The sequence below is a fragment of the Streptomyces sp. NPDC002867 genome, assembly GCF_053591895.1.
Genome location: NZ_JBSFUR010000026.1, coordinates 46403 through 60371 on the forward strand (window position 1 = coordinate 46403; position 13969 = coordinate 60371).

General features: G+C 69.9%; 11 protein-coding genes. 8 read left to right on the top strand and 3 right to left on the bottom strand.

Going from position 1 to position 13969, the window contains the following annotated elements; translation table 11 throughout:
* Positions 1-69 precede the first annotated feature (69 nt).
* A complete protein-coding gene (locus ACWD0A_RS23480) occupies positions 70-564 on the bottom strand; it encodes a MurR/RpiR family transcriptional regulator (protein ID WP_451301025.1) in 495 nt (164 codons plus the stop codon).
* On the opposite strand from ACWD0A_RS23480, the gene ACWD0A_RS23485 reads away from it, so the two are divergent.
* Complete coding sequence (locus ACWD0A_RS23485) at positions 548-943, top strand: tyrosine-type recombinase/integrase (RefSeq protein ID WP_451301027.1); 396 nt, start codon at positions 548-550, stop codon at positions 941-943. The two genes, ACWD0A_RS23480 and ACWD0A_RS23485, sit on opposite strands and share 17 nt — an antisense overlap.
* Positions 944-1527: 584 nt before the next feature.
* Here ACWD0A_RS23485 and ACWD0A_RS23490 read toward each other — a convergent pair.
* Entirely contained in the window at positions 1528-2616 is a 1089-nt protein-coding gene (locus ACWD0A_RS23490) for a globin domain-containing protein (protein WP_451301029.1), read from the bottom strand.
* Between the two features lie 757 nt (positions 2617-3373).
* Between ACWD0A_RS23490 and ACWD0A_RS23495 the strand changes: the two genes are divergently transcribed.
* From ACWD0A_RS23495 to ACWD0A_RS23525, 7 genes are read left to right on the top strand one after another with little or no spacing between them, the layout of a single operon-like run.
* Positions 3374-5899: a Pls/PosA family non-ribosomal peptide synthetase gene (locus ACWD0A_RS23495; protein ID WP_451301031.1), complete on the top strand. Its 2526-nt coding sequence runs from the start codon at positions 3374-3376 to the stop codon at positions 5897-5899.
* A gap of 4 nt (positions 5900-5903) precedes the next feature.
* Positions 5904-8492, top strand: a complete 2589-nt coding sequence (locus ACWD0A_RS23500) for a non-ribosomal peptide synthetase (RefSeq protein ID WP_451301033.1) — start codon at positions 5904-5906, stop codon at positions 8490-8492.
* Positions 8493-8514: 22 nt separating this feature from the next.
* A complete protein-coding gene (locus ACWD0A_RS23505; RefSeq protein WP_451301035.1) occupies positions 8515-9534 on the top strand; it encodes a TauD/TfdA family dioxygenase in 1020 nt (339 codons plus the stop codon).
* Positions 9531-10601 (top strand): 2,3-diaminopropionate biosynthesis protein SbnB, encoded by a 1071-nt coding sequence (sbnB, locus tag ACWD0A_RS23510; RefSeq protein ID WP_451301037.1) that lies wholly within the window; start codon positions 9531-9533, stop codon positions 10599-10601. The genes ACWD0A_RS23505 and sbnB overlap by 4 nt, the downstream gene beginning before the upstream one ends.
* A gap of 42 nt (positions 10602-10643) precedes the next feature.
* On the top strand, positions 10644-11720 hold the full coding sequence (gene sbnA / locus ACWD0A_RS23515; protein ID WP_451301039.1) for a 2,3-diaminopropionate biosynthesis protein SbnA: 1077 nt from the start codon (positions 10644-10646) through the stop codon (positions 11718-11720).
* Between the two features lie 33 nt (positions 11721-11753).
* A complete protein-coding gene (sigK, locus tag ACWD0A_RS23520) occupies positions 11754-12338 on the top strand; it encodes an ECF RNA polymerase sigma factor SigK (protein WP_451301041.1) in 585 nt (194 codons plus the stop codon).
* On the top strand, positions 12335-13075 hold the full coding sequence (locus tag ACWD0A_RS23525) for an anti-sigma factor (protein ID WP_451301043.1): 741 nt from the start codon (positions 12335-12337) through the stop codon (positions 13073-13075). The genes sigK and ACWD0A_RS23525 overlap by 4 nt, the downstream gene beginning before the upstream one ends.
* Here ACWD0A_RS23525 and ACWD0A_RS23530 read toward each other — a convergent pair.
* Positions 13005-13961 carry a substrate-binding domain-containing protein gene (locus tag ACWD0A_RS23530; RefSeq protein WP_451301090.1) on the bottom strand — a complete coding sequence of 319 codons (957 nt, stop codon included), beginning with the start codon at positions 13959-13961 and terminating at the stop codon, positions 13005-13007. The two genes, ACWD0A_RS23525 and ACWD0A_RS23530, sit on opposite strands and share 71 nt — an antisense overlap.
* Positions 13962-13969 lie beyond the last annotated feature (8 nt).

A 13969-nucleotide genomic window follows, 5' to 3' on the forward strand; every position in this document is an offset into this window, starting at 1 on the left:
CATTTCTCTGATGAAACTGTCCTGTATTCGCCGATCGGCTGGAATCGATCGGCGCCTCCCGCGCGGGGATCACGGTCGCGGTATCACCGGGTCAGACCAGGCCGATACGCGGGCGACGTCCTCGTTCTGCTGCATGTGCAGGTGCCCCTCGTCGCCGAGGGCCGTGATGAGACCGGCGACCACGGTCTCGATGACGGCCAGTGTGGGCACGAGGCTGTCATAGGGAGACAGGCTGGTGACCTGACTCGGGAGGACTACCTCGGCGTGGGCGCTGGTGGGCGAGAGCCAGGTGTCGGTGAAGACGATGACCTTGCCGCCGCGTTCCTCGGCCAGCTGCGCGATGGCGACCTTGTCGCTTTCGTAGCGGCGGTAGTCGAAGACGACCAGGATGTCGCGGCGGCTGAGACGCGAGAGGGCGGCGGTGCGTTCGACGTCGCGGTCGGGCAGGAAATGGACGTCGTCGCGCAGGTGCATCAGGGCGGAGACCGAGGTACTGGGCCAATCATCCGCCGAAGTGATCGAGTCTCCTCGCCCCTTGGAGGGCCCCATGACGCCACCGATCACCCGTAGAACCGCACCCGCGGCGGCAGTCGCAGTGCTGGCTGTGCGACGGGAATTGGCGCCGACAGACCTGGTGGCCGGCCGTACGCGCGGCGCGGTATGTCGAAGCGGACGGCAGGAAGCACGCTGTGCCGCAGTACCCGCCGCACACCAGCGCCACACCTGTGCCTCCTGGCTCGTTCAGCAAGGCGTTTCCCTGTACGAGGTGCGGCACCTTCTCGGTCACGAGAGCTACAGGACCACCCAGCGGTACGCACACCTGGCTCCGTACGCCCACGAGGCGGTACTCGGAGCGTGGACGCGGCTTGAGCCTCAGCTCATCGTCCCCGTCCAGGCTGTCGCTGACGCTCGGCCGGCCCTTGTCCTGGCCGGCGCTTCATGATCACCAGGAATGTGGCCGACCGTGCGCTTCCAGCCATCCGGCCTCTGTATTCGGTCCCTTGGTTCGGTGCTCCGAACCAAGGGACCGTCGTCGTTCCGGGGGCGCTACGACGCCCAGGCGCCCAGCACTTCACCCGGGCGGAGGCCAAGCTCCAGGTCCAGGTTCAAGGCCACGAGACCATGCCGTGCGTCAGGACGCTGACGCACGGTCCTGACCGTGACGCTCGTTTGACGCTCGTGGCCGCCTGATCACGGCCGACGTGGCGTCGAAAGTGCCTCTGACCTGCATGTTTTCGGATCAGTCGGCAGGTGCACATGGTCCCGATGACGCATCATGTGGAGTGCGTGGCGATTCTGGAGCCAGCGCCAAGGCCCTCTGACCTGCCGGTTCGGGTCTGATGTGCGGGAGGCGCGCTTGATGTTCGAGGGGTTCGGGCGTTGCACGTGGCGCCCGGCTGCACCTGCAGTTGACGCCCTTTCAACTGACGTGGCGCCTGTCCCTTTAACAGTACCGACTGTTCTCCCGCCAGGGAGGAAGGGGACAGGGGAGAGGCGACAACGGGGGAGGGACTGGTCGGCGGTGCCTCAGGGAGTGGCCAGGACGGGGGTGTCGAACGGGTCGAAATGGATGCGGTCCGGCGAGGTGCCACTGAGCATGAGCGTCCGCCTGGCTGACGTGACCATCGGGGCCGGACCGCTGAGGAAGACGTCGTGCTGGTACCACGGTCCGTACTCGGCCAGGACCTGCGGCAGAGACCCCCGTATCCCTGGGATGTACTCGTCGGAGACCGCGCCCCTGACCGTCAGCCAATGATGCCGCTGTGCCATGCGCAGCATGTCGTCCACCCCGTACAGCTCGGCCCCGGTGCGGGCGCCGAGGAAGAGATCCACCTGGTGCCGGCCGCCGCGTCGGGCGACCTCTTCGATGAGCGCGCGGATGGGGGCGAGGCCGGTGCCGCTGGCCACGCAGAGCAAGTCGCTGTGGACGGCGGCGTCCAGCACCATGTCGCCCATCGGCGCGCCCAGTCGGACTACGTCGCCCACCGCGGCCTGGTGCACCAGCGCATTGCTGACCGAGCCACCGGGCACGGCCCGTACGTGGAAGGTGAGGGTGCCGTCCTCGCGGGGCGCGTTGGCGGGGGAGTAGTAGCGCCACTGCTTGGGATACCAGGGGGTCTCGACACTGACGTACTGACCGGCCGCATGCCCGTAGGGCATGTGGGGATGCAGGGTGACCTCGGCGATACCGTGCCCGCAGGGGACGAGGTGCACGATCGTGGCGGGCCAGACGGCGGGCCGTGCCTTCGCGTCCTGCTCGGCAGCACTGATCATGGCGTCGGCGACTGCACCATACGCCTTGGCCCAGGCGGCGGCGATGTCTTCGGTCCAGGCGGGGCCGGCGTAGCGGGCCAGCGAGGCGAGGAGGCATTCGCCCACGGCGGGGAAGTGTGCCCGGAGCGCGCCGAACTTGCGGTGGTCACGCCCGAGGTGTCCGCAGAAGCGGACCAGGTTCTCCGGATCGTCGACGAGGTCGACGATGCGCAGCAGCGCGCGCAACAGGCGGCCGCGCTGGGTGTCCATCCCCGGCGGGAACAACGGCCGTACTTCGGGATGGCGGGCGAAGAGGATCGCGTAGAAGTAGACCGTCATGTCCGCGGCAAGTGGCTCGACCACCGAGACCGAGGCGCGTATGAGCTCTGTCTCGTGGGCTGACAAAGGTGCCTCGACGAACTCTGGTTCAACGGTGTGCTCGGCCGGGGTCGGTGCTGGATCCTCCGGGGAGGGGAGAAGGGGCGGGTTGCTCGAAAGTCTGATCCGGAATCTCAAGGGACCAGAACTCCACCGCCCGGTATTCGAGACGGCCGGACCCGGGCGGACCGCAGGGTGGCCGTGTCGACGGAGCGGCGCCCCCGATGGGCACCACGGGCGGGGACTTCACTGGTAGGCATGGGTCCTCAGGACGGGGCGGGAGCATCGAAGCGGACTAAGCAGCTCCGGACGCTACCCGATCACGCGGGTGACTCAGAAGTAGCCAACGGATGCATGAAACGGTCGCCCCGTCCGGTCCTTTGCGAGTAGATGCCGTGGTTCTGCTTGCGATGGCGATGGCGATGGCGATGGCGAAGGCAGGCGGGCGGCACATCCCCGCCCGGCAGCGAGTCAGGGAGCCGCCGTCACGTGCGATTCGCTCGGGACGCGTCGAGGCCGCAGTCCGGCCTGGCACGGACCGCCGTGCCCGCGTGCCGACGGCCCGGCTCACGAAAAGTTTCCGAATGTGGAGATCCGTCCGCGTCCCGGCTCCGAATCAAGAACATGAGTGGTTCTGACCACGGTCCGCGTCGTTCGCACTCGGCATCGGTCCGGCATCGGTGTCCGACGCAAGCCGGCCACTGCCGGCCGGCACTTCCTCGGCACCTTCCTGGGAGCTGACATGGTGGACAAGCCGGTGGAAACGTTGCCCTCCGCTCCTGAGGAATCCACGGCCCTCCTGGAGGGGTGCGGTGAACCGGCCGTGATCGAGCGAATTCTCGCCGCGGTGCTGGCCGCGGTCGTGCGGACCGAGCGGGTTCCGGTCGACGGTCACTTCTTCAATGACCTGGGGGCCGACTCGCTGGTGATGGCGCACTTCTGCGCGCGCGTCAGGAAACGGGCGGATCTGCCGTCGGTGTCGATGAAGGACGTCTATCGGCACCCGACGATCAGGAGCCTGGCGACGGCGCTCGCGGATGCCCCGTCCGTGCCCCGGGCGGAGCCGGCGGCCGTGGCCCCGGCACCGGAGTCGCGTTCGGCACAGGCCCAGTCCCCGGCCGGCAAGGAATACGTCCTGTGCGGCGTGCTGCAGTTCCTGGTCTTCCTCGGATACGTCTCCCTCGTCTCCCTCGTCGCCGCCCGAGGCTACGACTGGATCTCCGCCGGATCCGGTGTGATCGACGTCTACCTGCGGTCGGTCCTGTTCGGCGGAGCGGCCTTCCTGGGTTTGTGCCTCTTTCCCGTGCTCGCGAAGTGGATGCTCATCGGCCGGTGGAAGCCCGGACAGATCCGGGTCTGGAGCCTTGCGTACGTCCGCTTCTGGATCGTCAAGACACTGGTCCGGTCCGATCCACTGGTGCTGTTCAGCGGCTCGCCGATCTACCTGCTCTATCTGAGGGCCCTGGGCGCCAAGGTCGGGCGCGGCGCCCTGGTCCTCTCCCGGACCGCGCCCGTGTGCACCGACCTGCTCGCCATCGGTGACGGCACCGTCATCCGCAAGGACTCGTCCTTCGCCTGTTACCGGGCCCACGCCGGACTGATCCAGACCGGCCCCGTCACGCTCGGACGGAATGTGCTGGTCAGCGAGGCCACGGTGCTTGACATCGACACCTCGATGGGCGACGGGGCCCAGCTCGGCCATGCCTCCTCGCTGCACCGCGGACAGGCAGTGCCCGGCGGCGAGCACTGGCACGGGTCTCCGGCACAGCGGACCGACGTGGACTACCAGGTGGTGGGGTCCGTCCCCTGCGGTGCGGTGCGCAGGGCCACCCACAGCGTTCTGCAGCTGCTGGTCGCACTGGCCGGGTACGTGCCGCTGGCCGTCGGCGGTGTGACCGCGCTGCTCGCCGAGGTCCCGGGCCTCAGCGCGGCTCTGGAGCCGGGGGCCGCGGTCGTCACCGACTGGGCGTTCTACCGCAACGCCCTGGTGGCGTCCTTCGTGCTCGTCTTCGGCGCCATTCCCCTCGGCTTCCTCGTGCTGACCACTATTCCCCGTCTGCTCAGCCTGACCATCACGCCGGGCAAGGTCTACCCTCTGTACGGCTTCTGCTTCGGAGTGCACCGGACGATCACGCTCATGACCAACTGGAAGGTCCTGAAGCGCCTTTTCGGTGACAGTTCGTACATCGTCCACTACCTGCGATGCCTGGGGTACGACCTCTCCCGGGTCGAGCAGACCGGGTCGAACTTCGGCACGGAGATGAAGCACGAGACGCCGTACCTGAGCACCGTCGGGCGCGGGACGATGATCGCCGACGGACTGTCGATCGTGAATGCCGACTTCTCCAGTACCGGCTTCCGTGTGTCCCGGGCATCGATCGGGCCGAACAATTTCCTCGGGAACAACGTCGCATACCCCACGCAGGGCAGGACGGGCGACAACTGCCTCCTCGCGACGAAGGTCATGGTGCCGGTCGACGGGGAGGTACGCGAGGGCGTCGGGCTGCTCGGCTCGCCCAGCTTCGAGATTCCCCGGTCGGTCCTGCGGGACAGTAAATTCGACCCCAAGAGCCCCGCGGAGCTGCGGCGCCGCCTTGCCGGCAAGAACCGGCACAACGTCGTCACCATGGGCTGGTACCTGCTGTCGCGGTGGATGTACGTGTTCGGCCTCGCCCTGATCACCTCGGCAGCCGTCGAGCTCTACAGCATGTTCGGCGCGCCTGCGATCGCGCTGGCCGACCTCCTCGCCGTGCTGTTCACCGTCGCATATTTCGTGCTCGTCGAGCGCGTCGTCACGGCGGTACGCCCCCTGAAGCCGCTGTACTGCTCGATCTACACCTCGAGCTTCTGGCAGCACGAGCGCTACTGGAAGGTGCCGTCGATGACGTACCTGCGGATGTTCAACGGCACCCCGTTCAAGAACGTGCTCTGGCGGCTGCTGGGGGTCCGGATCGGCAGAAGGGTCTTCGACGACGGCTGCGCCCTGACCGAACGGGCCATGGCCACCATCGGGGACGGCTGCACGCTCAACTGGAAGAGCGTCGTCCAATGCCACTCGCAGGAAGACGGCACCTTCAAGTCCGACCACATCACGATCGGCTCCGGCTGCACCCTCGGCGTCGGCGCCTTCGTCCACTACGGCGTGACGGTGGGTGATGGCGCGGTGCTCGCCGCCGACTCCTTCCTCATGAAGGGAGAGGCCGTTCCGGACGACGCACGGTGGGGCGGGAATCCTGCCAGGCCGCTGGGCGAGGGTGAAGGGATGTAGGGCCATGGCAACGCTGCCCGCGGAGGCCGGCCGGGAGTTCTGGCGGGGCGTGCTCACCGCCGGTGGGGTCACCACGGTCCCTCGGTGGACCCTCGACCCGGTGGCCCGCATCGCCGAGCACGAGGCGACGCTTCCCGAGGATCTGGTGGACGCATTGAGCCGTCTGGCGGACGATCTCGCCGTGCCGCTCGGCTCAATCCTGCTGGCCGCGCACGCCAAGGTGCTCGCCGCTCTGTCCGGCGAGCGGGAGGTCACGACCGGTTACGTCGCCGTGGCGGGTGGCCGGCCGCTGCCCTGCCGGCTGACCACCGAACCCGACTCGTGGCGGGCGCTGGTGCTCCACACCCACCGGGCCGAGTCGGAACTGCTGCTGCACAAGGACTTCCCCGTCGAGGGTCTCCGGCGGGAGCTGAGCCTGCCCGGACCGTCGTCCGAGGTCGTGTTCGATCCGGCCGGCGCCGGAGGCGGACTCGCCGGGAATGCCGTGCTGAGGGTCGAGTCTCCGCGACGGGGCGATCGGCGCACGCTGCGGCTGCGGTACCGGGCCGACGCGCTCGACGCGGACTGCGCCGCGAGGATCGTGGGCTACCACCTCACCGCGCTCATGCTGATCACCGCCGATCCGGACGCCGCGCACGGCCGGCAGAGCCTGCTCTCCGCCGAGGAGCGCCGCTTCCAGCTCGAAGGACTCGCCGGGCCCCGCCGAGAGCTGCCCGACCACCGCTTCCACGAGCTGTTCGAACAGCGTGTCAGGGCGCACCCGGACGCCGTTGCGGCCGTGCGCGGCGACCAGTGGTGGACCTACCGCGAACTCGACGCGCGGGCCAATCGGCTGGGGCGGGCCCTGCTGGCGCGGGGGCTCGGCCGCGAAGGCGTCGTCGCGGTCGTGACCGAGCGGAACCTGGACTGGGCGGCGGCCGTCCTCGCGGTCTTCAAGGCCGGCGGGGTGTACCTGCCCGTCGAGCCGCACTTCCCGGCCGACCGCATCGCGACCATGCTCTCCCGCGCCGGGTGCCGGCTCGTGCTGACCGAGCCGGGCAGTACGGCGATGCTCGACCGAGCCCTCGATGTGCTGCCCGCGGTCCGGGCGATCTCCGTCCACGAGGCCTACGCGGAGGGCCACCCGGACTCCGACCTCGGCGTCGACGTCGCACCGGACCAGCTCGCCTACATCTACTTCACCTCAGGCTCCACCGGCGAGCCCAAGGGAGCCATGTGCGAGCACGCGGGCATGCTCAACCACCTCTACGCCAAGATCGACGACCTGGGGATCGGCGAGGGGCAGGTGGTCGCCCAGACCGCGCCCCAGTGCTTCGACATCTCCATGTGGCAACTGGTTTCCCCGCTCCTGACCGGCGGGCGGGCTCTGCTCGTGGAACAGGACGCGATCTTGGACGTCCCGCAGTTCGTCGACACGATCGCTCGCGGCAAGGTGAACGTGCTCCAGGTCGTGCCGTCGTACCTCGACGCCGTCGTGACCTACCTGGAGCGGCACCCGCGCGCCCTGCCGGATCTGCGGTGCGTGTCGGTCACCGGCGAGGCGCTGAAGAAGGAGCTCGTACAGCGCTGGTTCGCGGCCCAGCCCGGTATCAGGCTGGTCAACGCGTACGGGCTGACCGAGACCTCGGACGACACCAACCACGAGGTGATGGGCCGGCCTCCGGACGACGAACGGGTCCCACTCGGTCGACCCGTCAACAACGTGTACGTCCACGTCGTGGACGAGTACCTGTCACCGGTGCCGCTCGGCGCCCCCGGTGCGATCGTCTTCTCCGGGGTCTGCGTGGGCCGCGGCTACGTCAACGACCCCGAGCGCACCCGGCAGGCCTTCATGGCGGATCCGCACCACCCCGGCCGACGGCTCTACCGGGGCGGCGACTACGGCCGCTGGATGCCCGGGGGCAAGCTCGAGTTCCTCGGCCGCCAGGACAACCAGGTCAAGATCCGCGGCTTCCGCATCGAGATCGGCGAGGTCGAGAGCGCCATGCTGCGGGTGCGTGGTGTCCGCGACGGGGCAGTGGTGGCCATCGACGGGGCCGCCCGGGGCGGTCGCCTGGTGGCCTTCTACTCCGGCCAGGGTCCGCTGGAGGACGGTATCCTCAGGGACCGGCTGGGCCGGTCGCTGCCCGCGTACATGGTCCCGTCCGACTTCCACTGGCAGGAGAGCCTGCCTGTGACCGCCAACGGCAAGGTCGACAGGAAGGCACTGACCGCGCTCGCCGCACAGCTCGGTGCCCCGGCCTCCGACGCCGTATCCGACGGCACCGAGCCCGACACCGCCGGCGAGGACCGCGATGCGCCCCGCACGCCGACCGAGCGGCGGCTGGCCGCCGTATGGGCCCAGGTGCTCGGCATCCCGGAACACCGGGTCCGCCGCAACGACCACTTCTTCGACCGCGGCGGCACCTCCCTCGCGGCGGTGCGGCTCGCGATCGCCCTGGACCGCGCGGTGGACATCACGGACCTCACGCGCCACCCGGTCCTGGCCGACCTGGCCCACCTGGTCGACAGCAGGTCCGGGCCGCCGTCCCGTCCGACGACCGGGGCGGACCGGGCAGCGCTGCGTGCCACCGGACCACCGCCTTCCTCCTGAACCCAAGCGAAAGGAGCCCGAGATGCCGTCGTCCCCGTCCTCGTTCCCCCTGACGCTGTCGGCTGTCGGCCTGCAGCCCGGCAAGCCCCCGATCCTGCACACCGGCTCCACCGGCGACGCGGCGAGTTGGGCGGCCGAGCACCGGGACGAGCTGCGCGCCGTCGTCGCCGAGCACGGTTCGGTCCTCGTCCGGGGCCTCGGGCTGCGCGACCAGGCCGAGACCGCGGCCGTATTCCGGCAGCTGGCCGGGGCCGGCGGTCTGATGACCGAGAAAGAGGCTTTCGCACCCCGGCGGACCTGCTCCGACGGCGTGTACTCCTCGTCGAAGTGGCCGCCGAACCAGCCGATGTGCATGCACCATGAACTCAGTTACACCCTGGAGTTCCCCGGCCTGATGCTGTTCGCCTGCCTCGGTGCCCCCGCCGTCGGCGGGGCGACCGCGCTGGCCGACGCCCCCACCGTGCTGAACGCCCTGCCCACCGATCTCGTCGAGCGATTCGTGAGGGAGGGCTGGCTGCTCACTCGCACCTACAACGAAGAGATCGGCGCGTCCTTGACCGATGCCTTCGGCACCGAGGACCGCGGTGCGGTCGAGAACTACTGCCGCGCGGCCGCGATCGCGTTCGAGTGGCAGCCCGACGGCGGTCTGCGGACCTGGCAGCGCCGCAGCGCCGTGGTGCGGCACCCGGTCACCGGCCGGCGCTGCTGGTTCAACCAGATCGCGTTTCTCAACGAGTGGACGCTGGACCCCGAGATACGTGAGTACCTCGTGGACGTCTACGGCGCCGACGGCCTGCCGTTCAACACCCGCTACGGGGACGGCGCACCGATCGGCGAGGACACCGTGCAGCTGCTGAACGAGGTCTACCAGTCCCACACCCTGCGCGAGCCGTGGCAGACCGGCGACCTGATGCTCGTCGACAACGTCCGCACCGCCCACAGCAGGGAGCCGTACGAGGGGCCGCGCGAGGTGCTGGTCGCGATGACGTACGCCGTACGCCTGGCCGACTGCTCGCCGACCGTGGAGGTGATCACCACATGACCGTCACCGGTTCCACCACCTCGGGGTCCGCACCGTCCGGGCCGGTCACCGTGCCGCCGTTCGCGGTCGTGTCCGGCGGCCAGGTCCAGCACGCGCTGCAGGGGCGCGAGAAGCAGATCGTGGAGTTGGTCGAGGAAACCTACCGGCTGCACAGCGCCGGTGATTCGGTGAACCCACCGTCCCACTTCCTGCGCTTCCCCGACCGTCCGTCGTCCCGGATCATCGCCCTGCCCGCCTCGATCGGCGGGGAGGCAGGGGTGGACGGTTTGAAGTGGATCTCCAGCTTCCCGCAGAACGTGGCGGCCGGGATCCCGAGGGCCTCGGCGGTGCTCATCCTCAACGACCGCCGCACCGGCTACCCGTTCGCCTGCATGGAAGCCTCGATCATCAGCGCCACGAGGACGGCCGCGTCGGCGGCACTGGCGGCGGACCGCCTCAGCCGCGGCCGACGGCGCCCGACGCGCGTCGGGTTCGTCGGGACGGGCCTGATCGCCCGCTACATCCACACCTTCCTGGCCGGTACCGGCTGGTCGTTCGACGCCATCGGCGTGCACGACGTGTCCGCCGACAGCGCGGCCGGGTTCCGCTGCTACCTGGAGCAGTCCGGTGCCACCGGCTCCATCGTCGTGCACGACAGCCCCGAGGAGCTGATCCGTCGGAGCGACCTGGTCGTCTTCGCCACGGTCGCCGCCCGGCCGCACGTCAGTGATCCGTCGTGGTTCGCACACCGTCCGCTCGTGCTGCACGTGTCGCTGCGCGACCTGGCTCCGGAGGTCGTACTCGCCTCGTACAACATCGTCGACGACGTCGAGCACTGTCTGAGGGCCGACACCTCCGTTCACCTGACCGAACAGCTCACGGGCAACCGCGACTTCCTCACGGGGACGCTGGCGGACGTCATGGCCGGAAGCGTGACGCCGTCGGCGTACCGGACGGTGGTGTTCTCGCCCTTCGGCCTCGGGGTGCTCGATCTGGCAGTCGGCAAGTACGTCTACGACGAGGTGGCCGGCTCCGGAGAGCTGCACGTCGTCGACGGCTTCTTCCATGAGCTGCGCCGATACGGATGAACACCATCCGGCCCGGCCGCTCTTCACTCCGCGGAGGCCATCGTGTCAGTCATATCCACTCCCTACACCTTCAACGAGGAGGATCTCTACGTCGACCTCCAGTCGATCCTCGGGCGCAGGCTCTTCCTGAAGTGCGAGGGCTTCAACTTCGCCGGCTCGATCAAGCTGAAGCCCGCGACCGAGATGGTGGAGGCCGCCGAGCAGCTCGGGGTCCTGACCCCGCAGTCGGTCCTGCTCGAGTCCTCGTCGGGAAACATGGGCGTGGCACTCGGTATGATCGCGGCGAGCAAGGGCTACCGGTTCCTGTGCGTGACGGACTCCCGCTGCAACCTGTCGACCAGGCTGGTGATGGAGGCCCTGGGCGCCCAGGTGCACGTGGTCACCGAGCCGAGCGCCCACGGCGGCTTCCTCCGTGCGCGGCTCGACTACGTTCGCGCGCTGTCCGCCCTCGACGACCGGTACGTGTGGCTCAGTCAGTACACCAACCCGGGCAACTGGAGAGCGCACTACCGCAGGACGGCACCGGCGATCGCCCGCTCGTTCCCAGGACTGGACGTATTGTTCGTCGGCGCCGGCACGACCGGCACGCTGATGGGCTGCGCCCGCTACTTCCGGCAGTGGCACCGGCCGGTCCGCATCGTCGCGGTGGACAGCGTCGGCTCGGTGACCTTCGGCGGTACTTCGGGACGCCGCATGCTTCCCGGCCTGGGCATGAGTGTCAGCCCTCCACTGCTCGACGAGTCCTTCGTCGACGAGGCGGTGCACGTCGAGGAGGCGGACACCATCCGCGCCTGTCACCACCTCGCCCGACGCGGCTTCCTCTTCGGCGGCTCCACCGGCACCGTCGTCAGCGGCGCGGAGCGCTGGCTGGCCGCGCATGACTCGGCGGGCCTCACCGCGGTGGCCATCGCCCCGGACCTGGGCGAGCGCTACCTCGAGACCGTGTACCAGGCCAACTGGGTCCAAGCCCTCTACGGCGAGGACGTGCTCCGCTCCGGCGGCTCGGCCGTCGTCGGCTCCGGGGCCGCCCGCTCCGCACCACCGGTGCCCACGCCCCTGCGGGATGCGGACGACGGCTGGGCCTCGGACACTGGCGGAGGGCGGGTGAACCCACCATGACGGATCGGGGCAGACCCACAGACGGGAGAGGGTGTGGCGAAGCGGCAGGCCCCCGGGGCCCGGCACATCGGTGCATCCGAGACCGATGGACTGTTGGTGTCCGTCGCTGCCGGCAGTCAGGACGCCTTCGACCGGTTGTACGACGCGGCCGCCGGCCCGGTCTACGGAATCGCGTACCGGGTGCTGCAGGACGCGGCACACGCCGAGGAGGTCACCCAGGAGGTGATGCTCGAGGTCTGGCAGCGTGCCCCCCGCTACCGGCCCGAGAGCGGGCACGCCATCACCTGGATGATGACGATCGCCCACCATCGCGCCGTGGACAGGGTCCGCACTCTGCGAAGATCCGCTGAACGCGAGCGCGCCGTCTCCCAGCACGAGTCGACCCTCGCGTTCGACGACGTCATGGAGACGGTGGAGGCGCTCGGAGAGCGCGAACAAGTCCGTTCCTGCCTGAAAGAGCTCACCGCCGAGCTGCGGCTACCGGTAGTACTCGCCTACTACCAGGGCCTGACCCATACCGAGATCGCTGCGGCGCTGTCCCTGCCGCTCGGCACCGTCAAGAGCCGCCTGCGCAGGGCACTGACCCAGCTGCGGCATTGTCTGGGAGCTCCGCCGTGAACCCAGCCGACCCACACGACCTCGCGGGTGCCTATGCGGCGGACGCCGTCACCCGGGAGGAGCGCGAGGCGTTCCGGCGTCACGTCGTCGGCTGCCCCGACTGCGCCCACGAGACCGCCCGCCAGCAGGAGGCCGCGGCCTGGCTCGCCCTCGCGGCAGCACGCACCCCGCCTCCGCGTCTGAAAGAACGTGTCCTCTCCGAGGCGGCCCGGACCCCCCAGTTCCCGCCGACGCTTCCCGGTCAGGCGGACGAGCACCGGAGCCGACGGACCACGCCACCTCTGCTGCACCTCGCGCTGGCCGCCAGTCTGGCCGCAGCCGCCGCGCTCGGCGGTCTGGCAGCCTGGCAGCACCAGGAGGTGCGGGAGACGCGCCAGGAGGCCGCAAGCCACGCCGCCGACCTCGCTGGGCTCCTTACGGCACCCGACACCACTTTCGTCAGGAAAAACGTGGCCTACGGCGGCTCCGGCAGCGTCGCGGTCTCGCGCCAGCTGAACCAGGCCGTCTACTTCTGCCAGGACCTGCCTCCCCTGCCCTCGGACAGGACCTACCAGTTGTGGTACGTCGCCCCCGGGGACGGAGTCCGATCCGCTGGGCTCCTCCCCGCCAAAGCCGGCCTCCAGGCCGTGTCCCTCCCCCCGCCCGGGACTGCCGCGTCACTTGCCATCACCGTCGAACCGAGCACAGGCTCAGCCGAACCCACCACCGATCCCCTCGCCAGATGGCCCCTCTCCTGATCGTGTGGCCGGCCGCGGCCGCATGACCTGCTTGCTCTCGCGCAACCGTGGGTCGTGTGTACGGGTAGTCCGACATCAACCCCTGTGCAAGCGCCATGGCGCGTCGGGGCGGGTGGGGCGGGCGTCGGCGACGAGCCGGAGGGCGTACACCGGCTGCTCGCCGGGGAGGGGGGCCGAGGCAGGTGTGGCCGGTCATGTGGCACCAGGCGGGCAGGTCGGGCGGGGCCGCTGGGTCGGTCGCGATGACGTGGACGACCGTGCCCGGCGGGGCGCCGCCGATCGGTTTGCGCAGGCGCAGCAGGAGGGTGACGCAGAGCAGACCGGTTCCGTCGACGATCAGGTCGGCTTCGCCGGGGGGCAGGTCATCGGCTGTTCGCGGTCGAGGCGGTGGCGGGGCGGAAGGCCGGGTCCGAGGGCAGATCCAGTCCGCGGGAGGTGACCGGCCGGGCGCTGCCGTCGGCCAGGCGATGGGACCCCGGCGGCCGCGCTCCCGGACCCCGTCGTACACGCCCATGGCGACCCGGTCGTTGTGGCAGAAGACGCCGGTCACCTCCTGGGAGAGCAGGGGGCCGACGGCGTCGAAGCCGCCCTCCTGCTCCGGCCGCGCGTCGACGACGAGCGCCGGGTCGAAGGGCACGCCGGCGTCGGCGAGGGCCTGACGGCAGCCCTCCAGCCGGCCGTCGTGGGCGGGTGAGGGCGTGGTGGTGTTGATGAAACCGATGCGTCGATGGCCTGCGGCCAGCAGCATCCGCGTCGCCTCGCGTCCGCCGGCGACCTCGTCCGGTACGACGGCGGGGACGTCGCTGCCCGAGGCGAAGCAGTTGACCAGGACGCAGTCGGTCCCGGACAGACCGGCGGGCAGGTCGCGGCTCCGTCGCGCAGCGATTCCGGCCG

Coding starts and splice junctions, on each gene's coding strand:
- ACWD0A_RS23485 (WP_451301027.1), top strand. CDS start 548: ATGACGCCACCGATCACCCGTAGAACCGCACCCGCGGCGGCAGTCGCA.
- ACWD0A_RS23495 (WP_451301031.1), top strand. CDS start 3,374: ATGGTGGACAAGCCGGTGGAAACGTTGCCCTCCGCTCCTGAGGAATCC.
- ACWD0A_RS23500 (WP_451301033.1), top strand. CDS start 5,904: ATGGCAACGCTGCCCGCGGAGGCCGGCCGGGAGTTCTGGCGGGGCGTG.
- ACWD0A_RS23505 (WP_451301035.1), top strand. CDS start 8,515: ATGCCGTCGTCCCCGTCCTCGTTCCCCCTGACGCTGTCGGCTGTCGGC.
- sbnB (WP_451301037.1), top strand. CDS start 9,531: ATGACCGTCACCGGTTCCACCACCTCGGGGTCCGCACCGTCCGGGCCG.